At 71.6% G+C, this 17,018-nt stretch carries 14 protein-coding genes; 5 read left to right on the forward strand and 9 right to left on the reverse strand.

Features of this window, described 5'->3' with window-relative positions; all coding sequences use genetic code 11:
- Positions 1–29: 29 nt before the first annotated feature.
- Genes ACLQ2V_RS17050 through ACLQ2V_RS17060 form a run of 3 tightly spaced genes read right to left on the reverse strand, consistent with a single transcriptional unit; the run spans position 30 to position 1,691 of the window.
- Positions 30–986, reverse strand: coding sequence for a WXG100 family type VII secretion target (locus ACLQ2V_RS17050; RefSeq protein ID WP_425719476.1), 957 nt, complete (start codon positions 984–986; stop codon positions 30–32).
- Positions 983–1,303: a type VII secretion target gene (locus tag ACLQ2V_RS17055; RefSeq protein WP_425719477.1), complete on the reverse strand. Its 321-nt coding sequence runs from the start codon at positions 1,301–1,303 to the stop codon at positions 983–985. Before ACLQ2V_RS17055 ends, ACLQ2V_RS17050 begins: the two co-directional genes overlap by 4 nt.
- Positions 1,290–1,691 (reverse strand): YbaB/EbfC family nucleoid-associated protein, encoded by a 402-nt coding sequence (locus ACLQ2V_RS17060; RefSeq protein WP_425719478.1) that lies wholly within the window; start codon positions 1,689–1,691, stop codon positions 1,290–1,292. Before ACLQ2V_RS17060 ends, ACLQ2V_RS17055 begins: the two co-directional genes overlap by 14 nt.
- 237 nt (positions 1,692–1,928) lie before the next feature.
- On the opposite strand from ACLQ2V_RS17060, the gene ACLQ2V_RS17065 reads away from it, so the two are divergent.
- From ACLQ2V_RS17065 to ACLQ2V_RS17080, 4 genes are all read left to right on the forward strand, one after another.
- Entirely contained in the window at positions 1,929–4,469 is a 2,541-nt protein-coding gene (locus ACLQ2V_RS17065; protein ID WP_425719479.1) for a GmrSD restriction endonuclease domain-containing protein, read from the forward strand.
- A 66-nt stretch (positions 4,470–4,535) separates the two neighbouring features.
- On the forward strand, positions 4,536–6,686 hold the full coding sequence (locus tag ACLQ2V_RS17070; RefSeq protein ID WP_425719480.1) for a UvrD-helicase domain-containing protein: 2,151 nt from the start codon (positions 4,536–4,538) through the stop codon (positions 6,684–6,686).
- A 75-nt stretch (positions 6,687–6,761) separates the two neighbouring features.
- The gene (locus ACLQ2V_RS17075; RefSeq protein ID WP_425719481.1) at positions 6,762–7,280 is read left to right on the forward strand and encodes an SMI1/KNR4 family protein; all 519 of its coding nucleotides are present in this window, start codon (positions 6,762–6,764) and stop codon (positions 7,278–7,280) included.
- Positions 7,281–7,537: 257 nt separating this feature from the next.
- Positions 7,538–7,744, forward strand: coding sequence for a hypothetical protein (locus ACLQ2V_RS17080; protein ID WP_425719482.1), 207 nt, complete (start codon positions 7,538–7,540; stop codon positions 7,742–7,744).
- A gap of 82 nt (positions 7,745–7,826) precedes the next feature.
- Here ACLQ2V_RS17080 and ACLQ2V_RS17085 read toward each other — a convergent pair whose 3' ends face one another.
- Positions 7,827–8,966, reverse strand: a complete 1,140-nt coding sequence (locus tag ACLQ2V_RS17085; RefSeq protein ID WP_425719483.1) for a hypothetical protein — start codon at positions 8,964–8,966, stop codon at positions 7,827–7,829.
- A 26-nt stretch (positions 8,967–8,992) separates the two neighbouring features.
- Positions 8,993–9,313: a PadR family transcriptional regulator gene (locus ACLQ2V_RS17090; protein ID WP_425719722.1), complete on the reverse strand. Its 321-nt coding sequence runs from the start codon at positions 9,311–9,313 to the stop codon at positions 8,993–8,995.
- Between the two features lie 159 nt (positions 9,314–9,472).
- On the opposite strand from ACLQ2V_RS17090, the gene manD reads away from it, so the two are divergent.
- A complete protein-coding gene (gene manD, locus ACLQ2V_RS17095) occupies positions 9,473–10,681 on the forward strand; it encodes a D-mannonate dehydratase ManD (RefSeq protein WP_425719484.1) in 1,209 nt (402 codons plus the stop codon).
- 37 nt (positions 10,682–10,718) lie between these two features.
- On the opposite strand, the gene ACLQ2V_RS17100 is transcribed toward manD, so the two are convergent.
- The 4 genes from ACLQ2V_RS17100 to ACLQ2V_RS17115 all read right to left on the reverse strand — a co-directional run bounded on the left by ACLQ2V_RS17100 (position 10,719) and on the right by ACLQ2V_RS17115 (position 16,981).
- Positions 10,719–12,995 (reverse strand): alpha-glucuronidase, encoded by a 2,277-nt coding sequence (locus tag ACLQ2V_RS17100; RefSeq protein ID WP_425719485.1) that lies wholly within the window; start codon positions 12,993–12,995, stop codon positions 10,719–10,721.
- Positions 12,992–13,681, reverse strand: coding sequence for a hypothetical protein (locus ACLQ2V_RS17105; protein WP_425719486.1), 690 nt, complete (start codon positions 13,679–13,681; stop codon positions 12,992–12,994). The genes ACLQ2V_RS17100 and ACLQ2V_RS17105 overlap by 4 nt, the downstream gene beginning before the upstream one ends.
- The gene (locus ACLQ2V_RS17110) at positions 13,678–15,288 is read right to left on the reverse strand and encodes a GH39 family glycosyl hydrolase (RefSeq protein ID WP_425719487.1); all 1,611 of its coding nucleotides are present in this window, start codon (positions 15,286–15,288) and stop codon (positions 13,678–13,680) included. Before ACLQ2V_RS17110 ends, ACLQ2V_RS17105 begins: the two co-directional genes overlap by 4 nt.
- A gap of 79 nt (positions 15,289–15,367) precedes the next feature.
- Positions 15,368–16,981 (reverse strand): extracellular solute-binding protein, encoded by a 1,614-nt coding sequence (locus ACLQ2V_RS17115; protein ID WP_425719488.1) that lies wholly within the window; start codon positions 16,979–16,981, stop codon positions 15,368–15,370.
- Positions 16,982–17,018: the final 37 nt, after the last annotated feature.

Genomic DNA, 17,018 nt, shown 5'->3' on the forward strand with positions numbered 1-17,018 from the left:
CCCCTCCTCACGTCCAAACAAAACGATCCTCACGTCCAGCCGGTTACGCCCAACATCATTAAGTTAGGAGTTGTAAGTGCCGTTTCGGCCTCTCCGGGACGGAACCTGCCAGTCGCAGGATCCATGCCGAGCTGGCGAACGCGGTCCTCCTCGGCTTTCGGCGGCGGCGTCGACTCGTGAGGTGGCACCTCGGGACCCGATGGGTTCCGGCTCGGTCGCGACGGGCCTGAATGGAGTCGTCCCAGCGCCTGCTTCAGCTTCTCCATGAGATCGCCGAGCTTGCGGATCAGCGGCATCAGCCGCCGCAGGCTCGCCAGCAGCCCGCGTAGCAGCCGGGCGATCCGCCCCGCCCACGACGCCACCAACGTCGTCACCTGCTCCACCACCAGGGGAGCGGCGAACCCGCCGGTGACGACCAGTTCGCCCGCGTACACGATCAGTCGGGAGACGCAGGTGGCAACGGCGTCGCGGACCAGCAGCCGGACGGCGGCCACCAGCCCGGCCGCTCCTTCGGTGATGGCGGCGAGGGTGTCCGCACCCTGGGCGAGCCCGGTGATCGCCTGCTGCTGCTCGCTCGCCCAGGCACGGTAGGCCGGCCCGGCGCTGCCGCCCCAGCCGCCGACGTCGACGCGGACCGCACCGGCCAGTTCGGCGACCTCTTCGCGGAGGGCGGCGGCGACGTTGCGCCAGGTCCGGGCGTGGGCGGTGATCTGCGCCGGGTCGCCGGCGAGCCAGCCCAGCGCCTCGCTGAGCGGCTTGACGTGCTCGATGAGCCAGGCGATGCCGTACTGGAGCAGCGCGCCGACCGGGTCGGAGACGAAGGCGAGGGCGTCCAGGCCGGCGCTGACCACGCCCAGCGTGCCGTCGATCCAACTGCCCTCGCGTACGCCTTGGGCGATGAGCTCGATGTCCTCGCAGATCCAGACGCCGGCCCACGCGCTGGGCGGGGTGTCGACCGCCGGAGCGACGAGGGGGTTGGTGGTCAACGGCCGTCCCGTACGCGACGCAGCAACTGCTCCGCTCTGGCGTCGGAGGCCCGGTAGCCGTCGGCGCCGGCGCGCAGTCTGCCGGCGGTGTCGCGTACCGAGGCCGCGGCAGCGTCGATGCCCTGGACGAGGGTCTGCTGGAGGCCGTCGAGCAGCAGCGGCATGACGGCGCAGAGCTGACCGTACGCGTCCGCGCCCAGCCGGACGTGCTGCCCGGCCTGGCGCGCCGTGTCGAGGCTGGCACCGCTGCGCTCGACGCGCTCGGCGTGGCGGGTCAGGTTGTCGGGGTCGACCCGAATGCCGTCACCGCCGGGCATCCGGGGTGCCCTGGTCAGGATTCAGCCGGTGCCGGTACGACTCGACGAGCGCCGCCGCTGTCGGATCGTCGACACCGAGGGTCTGGGTGGTCGTCCGGGTGACCTTTTCCAGGAGGTCGGCGCGGGCGGCTCGGGTGACGTCGAGGATCTGCCGGGCGGTGTGTGCCGCTGGGTTCTGCCGGGTGCGTTCGTCCATTCGCAGGTCCAGCAGGGAGCCCGACGAGTCGACGGTCACCGTGACGGTGCGGTCGAGACTGGAGGCCGTTCCGGTCAGCGCCTGCACCTGCCCAGCTAGCGCCTTGGCCTGGGCCGCGCGGGCGGCGATGGACGACTCCCAGTCGTCGAGTCGGCGCGTCGCCTCGTCGAGCGCGGCCTCGTCCGACCACATGCGCGACCCTCCCGAATGCGCGTTGTCCTGGCCCTTCACTCTGCGGCCGACACGTTACCAATGGGTGGCGCTGCGTGGCGTCCCGGCAAATTGGCAACCGCCGACGGTCGCATCGGCCGTCGGGACAGGATTGCCGCGCCGACCGGCGGCATTGCCCGACATGAGTTGCTTCGCGGGCCGGTGATCTGTTTGTCTTGCCGGGCTCAGGGGCGGGTCGGCGAAAGGCGGGAACCGGGGATGGTCGCGGCGGCGGAAACCACGTTGCAAGGTCTGCTGGAGGGCGCGAAGCAGTATCACGTGCCGCTTTACCAGCGCACCTATTCGTGGAGCAAGATCCAGCTCGCGCGGCTCTGGGACGACGTGCGCAAGCTCGCCGAGGACCGCGTCGACAGCCCGAACGCCACGCACTTCATCGGGTCCCTCGTCCTCGCGCCCAGCCCGAAGCTCAGCCCGGCGGGAGTGGCCGAATACCTGGTGGTGGACGGGCAGCAGCGGCTCACCACCCTGACCATTCTGCTCTGCGCCATTCGCGACCACCGGGCCGCACGCGAGGGTGCCAAGCACCGGATGCGCCTCGACCACCAGTACCTGACCAACCCCTTCGAGGAAGAGCGCTGGCTCAAGCTCGTCCCCACCCAGGCCGACCGCGACGCCTACGTGGCCTGCGTGAAGTCGACCCCGCAGATCGACCGGAACCACGCGGTCAGCGTCGCGTACCAGTTCTTCGCCGACGCGCTGGCCGCCGACGACCCGGAGAACCCGCTGGACATCGAGCGCATCGAAAGCGCGATCATCACCGGCCTGGGGCTGGTGGCCGTCACCGCCCAACCCGGCGACAACGTCTACCGGATCTTCGAGTCGCTCAACAACACCGGGCTGCGGCTCACCCAGGCCGACCTGCTGCGCAACTACCTCTTCATGCGGCTGCCCACCCGGGGCGAGATCGTCTACGACGCGCTCTGGCTGCCGTTGCAGCGCCAGCTCAAGCCCGAGGAACTGGAACTGCTCTTCTGGCTCGACCTGGTCCACCGTGACCCGCGCGTCAAGCAGACCGACATCTACTCGGCCCAGCAGGCCCGGCTCGAACGCCTCCGCGCGGAGCCCGACATCGAGGCGGAGGTGCGCCGCTTCGCCCGCCTCGGCGCGCTGCTGCGGGTCATCCTGCACCCCGCCGAGGAGAAGGACCCGGCGGTACGGCAGCGCCTGGAGCGGCTCGCCGCCTGGGGCACCACCACCGTCTACCCGCTGGCCCTGCACCTGCTCGACCGCCGGGAGGACGGCACGGCGACCTCCGAACAGGTCGCCTCGGCGATGCTCTACGTGGAGAGCTTCTTCGTGCGCCGCCTGCTCATCGGGCGCAGCACCATGAACATCAACCGGATCCTGCTCTCCGTCGTCACCGAGATGAGCAGGAACCTGCCGGTGGACGAGGCGGTCCGGGCGTACCTGTCGACCGGGCGCAAGCACTACGCCACCGACGCCGCCGTGCGCGCCGCGGTCCGTTCCATCCCGTTCTACCTGCACGGCCGCGCGCCCCAGCGCAACCTGGTGCTGCGCTGGCTGGAGGAGTCGTACGGCAGCAAGGAGCCGGTGTCGCTGGAGAAGGCGACCATCGAGCACGTGCTGCCGCAGACGCTCACCGACGACTGGCGGCAGCTGCTCGCCGCCGACCTCGAGCCGGGGGAGAACCTCGACGAGGTGCACGAGGCGCTGCTGCACACCCTGGGAAACCTGACGCTGACCGGCTACAACCCGGAGCTGGGCAACAAGCCCTTCGCGGCCAAGCGCGACCGGCTCAGGCAGAGCGGGGTCCGGCTCAGCCAGCAGATCACGGACCAGGCCCGGTGGGGACGACCGGAGATCCACGCCCGCGCCGACGCCCTCGCCGAGCGGGTGATCGCCAGCTGGCCCGGCCCCACCGAGCAGGCCGGCAACCAGTCCGAGGTGCCCTGGGACCTGATGGTCCGGGCGCTCTCCGAGCTGCCCGCCGGCTCCTGGACGACGTACGGGGACCTCGCCGCGCTCATCGGCACCGCGCCGATGCCGGTCGGGGTGCGGCTGGCCAACCACCCGGCCCCGAACGCGCACCGGGTGTTGCAGGTCGAGGGGACCGTCGCGCCCGGCTTCCGCTGGTCCGAGCCGGGCCGCACCGACGACCCGCGCGATGTGCTCCGGGCGGAGGGCGTGACGTTCGACCAGTACGGCCGCGCCGACCAGGCGCAGCGCATCGGCACCGAGGAGCTGGCGCAGCTCGCCGGCATCACGCCGGGCGAGGTGCCCGAGCGGTCGCCCCGGCAGCGGCCGGCCGACGGCACCACCTACGCCGAGCGGTTCATCGAGCAGCTCACCGCCCGGCAGGGCCCGGCGGTCGCGACCGCCACGTTCGTGGTGCTGCAGGAGTGGACGGCGCTGGGCGGCACGCTCTCCTACGGCACCGGCGGGGAGACGTCCTGCTTCCTGATGGCCCGGGGCCGGGACCATGAGTGGGGCAACATCTGGCCGGCGGCGATCTACCCGAGCGGGAAGTTCGAGGTCGTCTTCCAGCACCTGAGCATCCGGACGCCGTTCCACGACCTGACGCTGCGCGAGGAGCTGCGGCAGCGACTCAACCAGCTGCCGGGGGTGCACATTGACGCCGCCAAGCTCGCCCTGCGGCCGAACTTCCCGCTGACGGTCCTCGCCGACGCCGACGCCCGCGAGGCGCTGCTCGATCACCTGCGCTGGTTCTACGACCAGGCGCAACTGCCCGCCTCCGGCGGGCTGGTCACCGACAGCTAGGCGTCGCGCACCCACCTCCCCGTCGACCCACCTCCCCGTCGACCTGCCGCCCCGAGAGGCCCGCCCGTGCCCCAGCTCGCCTTCGCCAACAGCTTCTGGCAGAGCTACGACGTCCTGGAAAAACCGATCAAGGCCGGCGTACGCAAGGCGATGGCGAAGTTCCAGCAGCTCACCATCGCCGAGCTGCACGCCGACAAGGGCCTGCACCTGGAGTCGGTCAACAACGCCCGCGACCCCCGGATGCGGACCATCCGGGTCAACGACTTCTGGCGCGGGGTCGTGCTCGCCCCCGACGACGGCAGCGACACGTTCCTGCTGCTCAGCGTCGTCCCGCACGACGACGCGTACACCTGGGCGGCGAAGCGCCTCTACACCGTCAACACGGCGACGCGGGCGCTGGAGGTCCGCAACGCCGTGGCCATCGAACAGCTCACGCCCGCGCTGGAGAAGGCGGCGGCGCAGGCGCCGACGCTGCTCTTCGCCCGCCACTCCGACACGGCGCTGCGTGACCTGGGCATCGACGACCAGGTGCTGCGCGCGGTGCGGACCATCATCGACAAGCCGCAACTGGAGGCGTTCGGCACGCTGCTGCCCGAGGACCAGTTCGAGGTGTTGCAGTACCTCGCCGAGGGCTTCACCCCGGAGGAGGTCTACCGCGACCTCGTCGCCCAGCGCCGCCCGGTCGATGCCACGCCCGAGCCGAGCGAGAGCCTGGCCATCGCGATCGCGAACACCGCCAGCCGCATCACGCTGGTGACCCGGCCCGACGAGTTGGCCGAGATCCTCGACAAGCCGTTCGCCGCCTGGCGGGTGTTCCTGCACCCGTCGCAGCGGCGGGTGGCGTACCGGGTCTCCTACAACGGGTCGGCGCAGGTCACGGGCGGCCCCGGCACGGGCAAGACGGTGGTGGCCCTGCATCGGGTCAAGCACCTGCTCGCCCGCTCGCCCGAGGCCCGGGTGCTGCTCACCACGTACACCAACGCCCTGGCCGCGACCCTGCGGGAGAACCTGGCGCTGCTGCTCGGCGACGACGAGCAGTTGGCCCGGGTGGACGTCACCACCGTCAACGCGTACGCGAACCGGATCGTGCGCGGCCTCGCCGGGCGGGTGCCGACCCCGATCGGGGACGCCGACGAACGGCAGGTCTGGCGGCGGGTGTGCCGCCGGCTGGACCTGCCCTGGGGCGAGCAGTTCCTCGCCCAGGAGTACCGCCACGTCATCCTCGCCCAGGACGTGCCCAGCGCGGAGGCGTACCGGCAGGCCAGCCGGCGCGGCCGGGGCTCGGCGCTGGGCCCCCGCCAGCGCGACCGGGTGTGGGCGGCCGTGGAGTCGTTCCGCGCCGAGCTGACGGCGGCCGGCACCGCCACGCACCTGCAGGTCTGCGCGCAGGCGGCGCGGTTGCTCGCCGGCGCGGACCTCGCCGTCCACGGCTTCGACCACGTGGTGGTGGACGAGGCGCAGGACCTGCACCCCGCGCAGTGGCGGGTGCTGCGCGCGGCGGTGCCGCCCGGCCCCGACGACCTCTTCGTCACCGGCGACCCGCACCAGCGCATCTACGACTCCCGGGTGTCGTTGCAGGCGCTGGGTATCTCCGTCGCGGGGCGCAGCAGCCGGCTGCGGGTCAACTACCGCAGCACCGAGGAGATCCTGACCTGGGCCACCGGCGTGCTCGTCGGGGCGCGCGTCGCCGACCTCGGCGGCGACGGCGACGACAGCCTGGCCGGGTACCGGTCCCTGCTGCACGGCAGGCGACCCCAGGCGGTGGGGCACCCGACCGGCCAGGCCGAGGTCGCGGCGGTCGTCGACCGGGTACGCGAGTGGCTCGGCCAGGGCGTGCGACCGGCCGAGATCGCGGTCTGCGCCCGGTTCAACACGTCGCTGAGCAGCATGCAGGACGCGCTGGTCGCGGCCGACGTGCCGGCCGTGCGGGTACGCGACCAGCCCGGCGCGGACGTCGACGGCGTGCGGCTGGCCACCATGCACGCCATGAAGGGGCTGGAGTTTCGCTGCGTCGCCGTGCTGGGCGCGACGGCGAAGGCGGTGCCGTTCGCGAAGGAGGTCACGCCGGCGGAGGTGGACCCGGTGCAGCACGACAACGACCTGCTGCGGGAACGCTGCCTGCTCTTCGTCGCCGCCACCCGGGCCCGCGAGGCGCTGCACGTGACCTGGAGCGGCACCCCCAGCCCGTTCCTGCACGTCGGGCCCGCCGCCGGCTGACCGACGAGCTGCCCGGGCCGGCCCGGTGACATCCGTCGCTGCGAGGATGGCGACCTGCGGAAAGGGCGGTGCCTGGTGTTCGTCTCCGAGTCTCTTGAGCAGTTGGTGAGGCCGCCGGCCGAAATTCCTCCGCCTGTCGACTGGGGTGCGGTCGAGGCTCGCCTGGGCACCCCTCTTCCGGCGGACTACAAATGGCTGGTCGGCCGCTACGGGACGGGTTCGTTCGGTGGGTTCCTGTACGTGTTCCACCCCGACGACCCGCGGCCGGGTCTCAACCTGGAGCACCAGCGCGAACGCACCACCTGGGCATTGCGATACCTGCTCGATCGAGGTCACGCGCTGCCACGGAAGCCTGCCGAGCTGCTCTCCCTCGGCCGCTCCGACAACGGCGACGTCATCTATTGGATAACCGAGCCGGCCGGTGACCCCGACCGGTGGAGGGTTGCTCTGGGTGAGCCTCGCGGCCCGCTGTGGGAGGAGTTCGATGGTGGTGCTGTCGAGTGGCTCGCGGCTGTGCTCTCGAAACGCCTCAGGATGAGGATGTTCCCGAAGGACTTTCCCGGGCGAACAGTTCGCTTCCGGCTTGTGCACTGATCGCACCCGGGGCCAGATGTGGGTGCGAATCAAATCGGGGCGGACGGCATCCAGCGTGATGGACGGGAACTGCCGCCACGGGGGCTTCACGCACAAGGCCCTGTCGGATTCCGCAAAAGTCAGGCTGGCGAGAGGATGCTGTAGTGCCTTCGAGTGGTCCCACCAATCTTCATTCATGTGGAATTTGTGGCCTTCCGATCGATGATTGCCATGGTCGTGGCGATCATCTTGGTGCGAGCGATGCTGGTAGGAGGGTCGTGTATGTCGTGGTTGACAAACGCGGTGGGATCGCGGAGTTTCGCGAATTAGGCATCGATTCTAAGGTCCGGAAGACGGATGCCGCCACGCTGGCGTTCAATTTGAAAGTTGAGGAGGTGAGCCTTCCTGGGTGCCGTTTCAGTTGCTGGGTGGAGCCTGCGGATTACGGCACCTTTAGGAGCGATTACCAGCTCATCGAAGATTAGCTGTCGCTTCAGGTCCAGCGAGCCGAGGAACCGGGCATGCGTCGCCGTCACCTGACGGCCGAGCCGGGTGGCGGTGCGCTGGTCAGGCCGTCGATCGCACGTCGGTAGCCGGCTCGCGGTTCCGGCTGGGCAGCGCGCACGCAGCGAGTGCGAGCAAGGCCGCCACCGTGCCGATCACGAACAGTGTTGCCAGGGCGGGTTGCCCGATCCACTCCCACATGGGATGCCAGGACAGATGCGATTCGTGCAGGTGATGGAGCACCATGTACCGGCCGCCGAGGAGCAACGGTGTGTACCACATGAAGGTGGCGAAACCGAACAGCACCGTGGTGAGCACGCGTAGCGGTCGGCGGTGGCTTTCAGCGCGGCGGCTGGCCCACCCGAATGTCAACCAGCCGAAGACCATGCCGAGCGCGACGCCCGCGGTGCCGAAGGGCATGACTGCCGGCGGAGTCGCCCGGCTCAGTTCGACGTGGGCGTACGTCCCGTCGTTGTCGGGCGTCCCCGGTTTCGGCGGCTGCTGTCGGGGGCTGCCGAGCGAGATTTCGAGGCGCAGGACGCGGTCCCCACGACGCGCGGCGAAGAGCGCGTCCCTGGGCAGCATCGACTCGTCGCAGCTGGTGGTGCACTGCACCGTGTTGCGGGTGATGATGTCGGTCACCTGCCATCCGTCCGCGCGTAGCCACGCGCGGGTGGAGTCCACCAGGCCTTGGTGGCTGACGTCCGACGGGCCTTTCAGGTCCACCATTGCGAGACCCTGCTGATACTCGCCCGCGTCCAGGGAGAACAGGAAGTGGAGGTTGTCCGGGCCGAGCGGTTCCCCGTAGATGACGAACAGCGCCGGATCGACACTGACCTGCCCGGTCGTGTCCTGACCCAGGACGCGGCTGAACAGTTCCGTCGCCTCAGCCTGCGTGGGTAGCGGACGAGCGGTTTCCCAGGCGAGCCGGGTGGCGAATGCCCCGGTGAAGAGCCCCCACACGACGGTGGTCAGGGTGGCCCACAGCACCACCGTGCGGCTGTTCGGTCGCCCCAGTCGGCATCGCAGGCCGTTGCGGACCAGGTTGACGGCCTCGCGGATGGTGGGTCGGGTCCGGTCCGGCGGGGCGAGGTCGAGGAACGTGGCGACGATCTCCTCGCCGCGGGCCCGTCGGTACCGGCGCGGATAGCACAGCAGCAGCCGCCGGTAGCTGCGCGCGAGCTTTTCCCGCGTGCGTGACATGGGATCCCCTCTTGGGTGAGGTCGGTTCAGGCCGGGCGCGGGCGGACGATGCGCAACTTGCGCTCCGCTGCGGTGGCGAGTGAACGCAGGCGCGTGGTCTCCGCGTCGAGCACCGCCAGCCCGTCGGAGGTCAGCCGGTAGTACCGGCGGAGTCGCCCGTCGGCGATCTCTTCTCGGTCCCGGACGACCAGGCCCTGCGCGGCCAGGCGGTCCAACGCGGTGTAGAGCGTTCCGGGAAGCAGCCTGACCCGGTGCGCCGACAGCGCCGCGACCTCCTGAATGATCCCGTAGCCGTGCCGAGGCTGGTCGGCCAGCGCGGTCAGGATCAGGAAGGTCGGTTCCCGCATCTCACTCACCCCGAGAATATATATCGACGATCAATCTATGGCCAGTGGAACTTCGCGGGCGGGCCCGCACCTCGGAGTCAGGCCGCAGCGTGGCGGGGGCCCGGCATCCCGCAATATTCGCTAGTGTCGATGCAGGGTTTCCCGGCCTGAGGAGATCGTGTGCGGATCGTCGACGCCCGAGTCATCGTCACCTGTCCCGGACGCAACTTCGTCACCCTGAAGGTCGTCACCGACGATGGGGTCACCGGCGTCGGTGACGCCACCCTCAACGGCCGCGAGTTGGCCGTCGCGTCGTACCTGAGCGACCACGTCGTGCCGCTGCTGATCGGGCGGGACCCGGCGCGCATCGAGGACACCTGGCAGTACCTCTACCAGGGCGCATACTGGCGGCGCGGGCCGGTCACGATGAGCGCCATCGCCGCCGTCGACACCGCGCTCTGGGACATCTTGGGCAAGGTTGCCGGCCTGCCGGTCTACCAGCTGCTCGGCGGCCGGTCCCGCGAGGGCGTCACCGTCTACGGGCACGCCAACGGCGAGAACGTGGACGAGGTGCTCACCGAGGTCGGCCGCTTCGTCGACCTGGGCTACCACGCCGTACGCGTGCAGTGCGGGGTGCCGGGCCTGGCCAAGACCTACGGCGTCGCCGCCGACAAGATGTTCTACGAGCCGGCCGACGCGGCGCTGCCCAGCGAGGCGACCTGGTCGACCGAGCGGTACCTGACGCACCTGCCGGGCGTCTTCGCCCGGGTCCGCGACGAGTTCGGCCCGACCCTCAAGCTGCTGCACGACGTGCACCACCGGCTCACCCCGATCGAGGCGGCCCGGCTCGGGCGCGGCCTGGAGCCGTACGCGCTGACCTGGCTGGAGGACCCGGTCCCCGCCGAGCTGCAGGAGGGCTTCCGCCTCATCCGGCAGCACACCACCACGCCGATCGCCGTCGGCGAGGTCTTCAACAGCATCTGGGACGCCGCCCAGCTCATCCGGGAACAGCTCATCGACTACATCCGCGCCACGGTGGTGCACGCCGGCGGGATCACCCACCTGCGCCGGATCTTCGACCTCGCCGCGCTGCACCACGTCCGCAGCGGCTCGCACGGCGCCACCGACCTCTCGCCGGTCTGCATGGCCGCCGCGCTGCACCTCGACATCGCGATCCCCAACTTCGGCCTGCAGGAGTACATGCGGCACACCGCGCAGACCGACGAGGTCTTCCCGCACGGATACCACTTCGCCGACGGCTACCTGCACCCGGCGGAGACCCCGGGGCTCGGCGTCGACATCGACGAGGAGGCGGCGGCCCGCTACCCCTACGCCCCGGCGTACCTGCCGGTGAACCGGCTGACCGACGGCACCCTGCACCCCTGGTGAGACCCGACCCCGGCCGGTGCCGACCGGCCCGGCCCGGTCAGTAGATGCGGCGGTGCCGCCGGTCCGGGACCCCGGACTTGCGGAAGAAGTACGTGTTGATCTGGTCCCGCCACTCGATGGCGCTGCGGACCTGCTCGTCGAGGCGCTCGGCCACCCGCTCGTACACGGCCGCGTCGATCACCCCGTCGAGCGCCCGCCACCGCTGCCGCATCGCCAACACCTGCTCTACCCCGGCGAAGTGGGTGTCGTAGATGTGCTGGATGACGGTCGAGCCGCTGTGCAGGACGTGGTCGTAGGGCACGTGGTGGAAGAAGAGCAGCAACTCGTCGGGGCAGCTCTCGGCCGACTCGTACACCGCCGACCAGGGCGGCGGGTACTGGCTGGTGAAGCCGGTGCCGGTGGCCCGGCTCCGGTCCACGCCCACGCCGTCGCGGTCGGCGAAGTGGTAGGTGCCCCACCGGCTGTACTCGTAGCCGTCCACGTCGGGGCCGTAGTGGTCGCCGGGCTGGACCATGAAGCCCACGCCCAGCGGGGCGGTGTAGCGCTCGTAGCACCGCCACGAGTCGTCCATCACGGCGTGCAGGGTCTCCCGCACCAGCGCCGGATCCCCGGTCGCCGACGCCGGGAAGGTCAGCCCGATCCACTCGTCCAGCACGGCCAGCGGATCCCGCTCGGGGTCCCAGGCCAGCCGGCCGAAGGCGTACAGGTTGGCCTGGGCCAGGGGGTGCCCGGTCCAGAACGGGTCGTCGCCCACGTTGGCGACGGCCACCAGCCCGCCCCCGACCGCACCAGCCCCGTCCGTACCAGGCCCTGCAGCACCAGGCCCGGCCGCGCCCGGCCCGTCCCGGCCCGGCTCGTCTTCGGCCGGCCCGGCCGGGCCCCGCCGGCCGGCGGCGACGTCGGCGATGCTCGGCCCACCCGGGCCCCAGGGCGCGAAGCGCAGCACCTCGCGCCACGCCGGGCCGAGGTAGCAGACGTGCCGCTGCTGGCCGGTGTACTCCTGGGTGACCTGGAACTCGACGGCCATCCGGGTCGCCGGCATCGCCGCGAGGACCGGGGAGACCGGCTCGCGCGGCTGGAAGTCGACCGGGCCGTGCTTGACCTGCAGGATCACGTTGTCGCGGAACAACCCGTCGAGCGGGGCGAAGTGGTCGTGGGCGGCCCGCGCCCGGTCGGTCGACCGGTCGCGCCAGTCCTGGTGGTGGTTGTAGACGAACGCCCGCCAGTGCACCAGCCCGCCGTGCGGGGCGAGCGCGTCGGCCAGCACGTTCGCCCCGTCGGCGTGGCTGCGCCCGTAGCTGAACGGGCCCGGCTGCCCCTCGGAGTCGGCCTTGACCAGGTAGCCGCCGAAGTCGGGGATGCGCGCGTACACCCGCCGGGTGGTGGCCGCCCACCACCGGCGCACCGCCTCGTCGCACGGGTCGGCGGTGGGCAGGCCACCGAGGACGATCGGGGCGGCGAAGGTCACCGACAGGTGCACCCGGATGCCGTACGGCCGCAGCACGTCGGCGATCTCGGCCACCTCGCCGAGTCGGCCGGTGAGTAGCCGGGCCTCGGTGGCGTGCACGTTGACGTTGTTCACCGAGATCGCGTTGACGCCGCTGGCGGCCAGCAGCCGCGCGTAGTGGCGCAGCCGGGCCCGGTCACCGCGCGCCGCGCCGTCGCGCCAGAAGATCGATCCACCGGCGTAGCCCCGCTCGACCTGCCCCATCACCGGGTGCACGTCGACGTTGTCCCAGTGGTCGAGCATGCGCAGCGCCGTCGCCGGCCGGTGGCGCTGCGGCGGCCGGGTGGCGTCGAAGGCCGACTCGCCGAGGCGGACCAGGTGGAACAGGCCGTACAGCAGGCCGGCCGGCGCGTCGGCCAGCACCACCGGCACGTCGTCGCGGCGGGTCAGCAGGAACCCCTCGTCGCCCGGCGCCGCGCCGTCGACCGCCCCGGGCCAGGCGGCGTCGCGCAGGGCGAGCACCAGGTCGACGCCGGTGTCACTGCCGGCGTCCGCCGGTCCGGCGTCGGCGTCCGCGTCCGTCGGGACGGTGCCGGCGTCCACCTGCCCGGCGGGTGACGGCGCGGCGTCCACCGGCCCGGTGTCGGCGTTCACCGCCCCGGCGGACGCCGAGGCGGGTGCCAGGTCGGTGGGCCCCGCTGCGGCCTCGCCGGAGCGCCGGGCCCGCCCGCCGTACGCGGCGCAGGCCCGCGCCACCTCGTCGAAGACGGTGTCGACCAGCACGCCGGCACCGTGGACCAGGACGCGGCGCGAACCGAGCGGGCGGAACGCCTCCGGGTGCAGCCAGGCGGCGTTGCCGTCGCTCATGCGGTGAACTCCTTCCGGATCGAGATGATCATGGGTTCGGCGATCCGCAGCAGCGCCAGGGCCAGCACCGAGCCGAGCAGCGCCAGCACCGCGTCGGAGCCGACGGCGGTGACCCCGGCAGCGGCCAGCAGCAGCACGGCGGTGCCGACCGCGACGCCGGGGGCGCGGGCGAGGAAGTGCGCGGCCAGCCGGAGCACGTCGCGGGTCCGGAAGTGGAACAGGGTGACGATCACCAGGGCGTTCGCCGTGCCGAGGAGCACCCCCGCGGCGACCAGCACCAGCAGCGCCGTCCACCAGGGCGGCACCCCGGCGGCGGCGCGGTGGGCGAGGCTCACCGCGATGACGGTCAGCCAGAGCAGCGCCGGCACCCAGATCCGCAGCACGCCCGCCAGGTTCGCCCGGTACCCCCGCCAGAAGACGGCGGACGGCCGCAGGTCGGTCAGGTCGAGCCGCTGGTGGCGCAGGGCGTACAGGGCGGCGGAGAGCGCCGGACCGACCGGGACCAGGCAGACCGCCACCAGCGGCAGGTTGCTGGCGTCCCGGTCGAGCAGGGCCAGCGGGAGCAGGGCGGGCAGGGTGGTGGCCAGCAGCAGCAGCTCCACCACCAGCAGGGTGTGCACGAGCGCGGCGGCCCGCGACAGCGGCCCGGTGCCGAACTCCCGCGAGAGCTGCCGCGCGCCGCTCACGGCCGCCGCTCCCGCCCGGCCTCCGGCGTCGCCGCGGTCTCGGGCGTCGCCGCGGTCTCGGGCGTCGCCTCGGCCGTGGCGGGCGTCGCCTCGTCCGGCCCGCCGAGCAGCCGGCGCTCGTCCCACCACGGCGGGGTCTCGTCGCGCACCGGGGTCAGCTCGACCAGGGTCACCTCGTGCCGGGACAGGGTCAGGTCGAGCGCGACCCGCCCGGCCGCGACCGGCAGGGCCCGGTGGGTACGGGCCGGCTCGGCGGCCTCCCGCAGCGCGTCGAGCTGGCGGGCCGTGGGGGACTGGGGGCGGCCCAGCTCGCCCCAGGCGGCCCAGGCGTTGCCGGCCTCCTCGCCGACCGACGAGCGGGCCACGTACGCCGACGCCAGGCCGGGCGGAGCGAGCGGGATCGACAGCGCCAGGGTGTGCCGCTCGGGCACCGGCTCCCGGCCGGTGACGTCCACCGGGGCCCAGGCCAGCACCGCGACCCGCCCGTCGGGGTGGCGGGTGACCAGGTGGTCCGCCCCGCGCGCCAGGACCTCGGCCCCGAGGCGGGCCATGAACGCGTACAGGTGGTAGGTGGGTTTCTTGATCTGGCGGTGGGTGAGCAGGCCGAACCCGCCGTGGAACAGCGCGCTCGGCACCCCCTCCTCCTCGAAGACGTCGCTGAACGTCCAGTACGAGAAGGAGTCGACCAGGTCGCCGCCGCCGGCCAGCACCGGGGCGAGGTACGCGGCGTGGAACGCGGTGTCGTGGATCGGGTTGTCGGGCCGGTAGGAGGAGTTGAATTCGGTGATGTGCACCGGCAGGTCGGCCAGGGCGGTGCCCCGCAGGTGCCGGCGGGGCGCGGCGAACTGCTCCAGCAGCTCCGCCGCCGGGGCCAGGGCCTGGTGGGTGCCGAACGGCACGTGCTGGGCGGGGCCGGAGGTGTAGGCGTGCCGGCTGACGAAGTCCACCGGCACCGCCCGGTCGGTGACGAACTCGGCGAACGGCGCCAGCCACTCGTCGGCGCCGGGGGAGATGGCCGGGCCGCCGACCTGCAGTTCGGCGTCGACGTCCTTGACCGTGTGCGCGGAGACCTCGTAGAGCCGGTGGTAGGCGGCGCGGTCCGCGCCGGCCCAGAAGTGGGTCAGGTTCGGCTCGTTCCACACCTCGATCGGCCAGCCGCGCACCTCGGCCAGCCCGTACCGGTCGACCAGGTGCGCCACCGTGGCGCGGACCAGCTCCGCCCACCGCGACCAGGAGCTCGGCGGGGTGACGTTGCCCCGCCACCAGAAGACCGTCTGGTCGCCGGAGGCCAGCGCCGAGGGCATGAAGCCCAGTTCCAGGAAGGGGCGGATGCCGAGCTCCAGGTAGGAGTCGATCACCTGGTCGACGTAGGTGAAGGCGTACCGGGTCCGGCGGTCGCCCCGGTGCTCGTACGGGCGGTGCACGCCGACGCCGTCGCTGAGCAGCCCGTGCCCGCGGATGTGCCGGAAGCCGATGTCGCGCTGGACGAGGGCCAGCGAGTCCTGGTAGTCGCGGCGCAGGGCCAGGTCGAACCGGCCGGTGCCGACGCAGGCCCGCCAGGCGTCGGTCAGCCGACCGGTCGGCCGGTCGGGAACAGTGATCCGCATCATCGTCTTCCGGTCCTCTCTGCGAGCAGCCGCCGCTTGCGGCCGGACCCGAGACCGGGCCCGGCCGCAAGGCGGTGGGTCAGCCGTTCTCCTTCTGGTAGCGCTCGTAGGCCTTGTTGACCAGCGCCACGTGCTGGTCGGAGTTCTTGGCCCGCAGCTCGGCGACGTAGGCGTCCCACTCGCTCAGGGGGCGCTGGCCGAGGATGAACCGCAGCGTGTTCTGGGTGACGAAGTCCCGCAGCGGGGTCTCCCAGAGCGACGCCTGCTCGCGTTCTTCATCGGTGAGCGGGGCCGGCGGCGCGACCGGGATCGGGGTCCGGGCGCTCATCACCTTCTGGAACTCCTGCTCCTCCGGGGAGAAGAACGACCGCGACAGCTCGGTCGGGCCGCCGTAGGTGAACACCCCGTTGTGGAAGCCGAAGTCCTTCTGCAGGTGCTTGCTCGCCTTGGGGTTGATCCCGACCATGTCGATCTCCGGGGACAAGGTCCGCTTGCCGCTGGCGTCGCGGGTCCAGGTGGTCCCCTCGACGCCCCACCGGGCGAACTCCTGACCGGCGTCGGAGTACCAGAGCCAGTCGACGAGCTGCATCATCGCGACGAAGTTCTTGCTGTTGCGGGCCTTCGAGGAGATCATGATGCCGCCGCTGGACGTACGGCTGGCGGGGTTGACCTCCCCGGCCGGGCCGACCGGGAGCGGGATCTTGGCGAGCTTCGCCTTCGGCAGCGCCTTCGCCAGATCCGGCCGGTTCTCGTTGACCAGCGTCTGCGCGTTGCCGCTGATGACGAAGGACTTGCCGTTGGCGAGCTTCTGCCGGGCGGCGTCGTCGCTCTGGGTGAAGCTCTCCGGGTCGAGCAGCCCCTCGGCCACCAGCTTGTTGAGGTACTGCAGCATCTGCCTGTACTGCTCACTGGCGCCGGTGTAGACGAACTTCTTCTCGCTCGGCACCCACGTCGCGTGCTGGTAGTTCCAGCCCGCCTGGGTGCCGAAGGACCCGCCGAGGAAGTTCAACAGGGCCCCGCCCGGGGTGGGCTTGCCCCACCGGTCGGAGAACGGGTACGAGGCGGGGTACTTCGCCTTCATCGCCTTGAGCATCGCGTACACGTCGTCCCAGGTCTTCGGGACCTGCAGGCCGAGCTCGGCGAGGATGTCGGTGCGGACCAGCAGCGAGTATTCCTGCGTGGGCTGTTCGTCGATGCCGGGCAGCAGGTAGAACTTGCCGTCGGACTGGCGCAGCGCGTCGATCTCCGGCTTCAGGTTCCACTTCGCGAGCTTGTCCTTGAAGTGGGGCATCAGGTCCAGGTAGTCGCTCACCGGCAGGATCGCCCCGGAGGAGACGAACGCGTTCTCCGCCGGGTGGTACGTCTTCGGGATGATCAGCGGGGCGTCACCGGCGCCGATGAGCAGGCTGCGCTTCTGCTCGTAGTCGCTCAGCGGCACGGCGACCGGCTCGAACGTCACGTTGGTCCGCTTGGTGAGCTCCGACCAGAACAGCCAGTCCTGCTTCAGCGGATAGAACGTGTGGTTGTTGTAGAGGATGGAGAAGGAGAGCGGGTCGGTGGCCTTGAACTGGTCCCCGACGCCGTACTCGGCCATCGAGCCGGCGCGGTTCGCGGAGAGGTCGCTGGCGTCGGTCTCCTCCTCGGAGCAGGCGACGACACCCAGGGTGAGCAGGGCGGCGGTGGCGATCGCCACGCGGCGCCACGTGCGATGAAGCATGGCCGTCCTTTCG

Origin of the sequence: Micromonospora sp. DT233, from assembly GCF_049841815.1 — a bacterium.
Lineage (GTDB): Bacteria > Actinomycetota > Actinomycetes > Mycobacteriales > Micromonosporaceae > Micromonospora.

What these genes read in the sequence shown, in the direction of transcription:
- ACLQ2V_RS17100 (WP_425719485.1), bottom strand. Translation starts at nt 12,995, where the DNA reads ATGAGCGACGGCAACGCCGCCTGGCTGCACCCGGAGGCGTTCCGCCCG.
- ACLQ2V_RS17085 (WP_425719483.1), bottom strand. Translation starts at nt 8,966, where the DNA reads ATGTCACGCACGCGGGAAAAGCTCGCGCGCAGCTACCGGCGGCTGCTG.
- ACLQ2V_RS17110 (WP_425719487.1), bottom strand. Translation starts at nt 15,288, where the DNA reads ATGCGGATCACTGTTCCCGACCGGCCGACCGGTCGGCTGACCGACGCC.
- ACLQ2V_RS17090 (WP_425719722.1), bottom strand. Translation starts at nt 9,313, where the DNA reads ATGCGGGAACCGACCTTCCTGATCCTGACCGCGCTGGCCGACCAGCCT.
- ACLQ2V_RS17065 (WP_425719479.1), top strand. Translation starts at nt 1,929, where the DNA reads ATGGTCGCGGCGGCGGAAACCACGTTGCAAGGTCTGCTGGAGGGCGCG.
- ACLQ2V_RS17060 (WP_425719478.1), bottom strand. Translation starts at nt 1,691, where the DNA reads ATGTGGTCGGACGAGGCCGCGCTCGACGAGGCGACGCGCCGACTCGAC.
- ACLQ2V_RS17055 (WP_425719477.1), bottom strand. Translation starts at nt 1,303, where the DNA reads ATGCCCGGCGGTGACGGCATTCGGGTCGACCCCGACAACCTGACCCGC.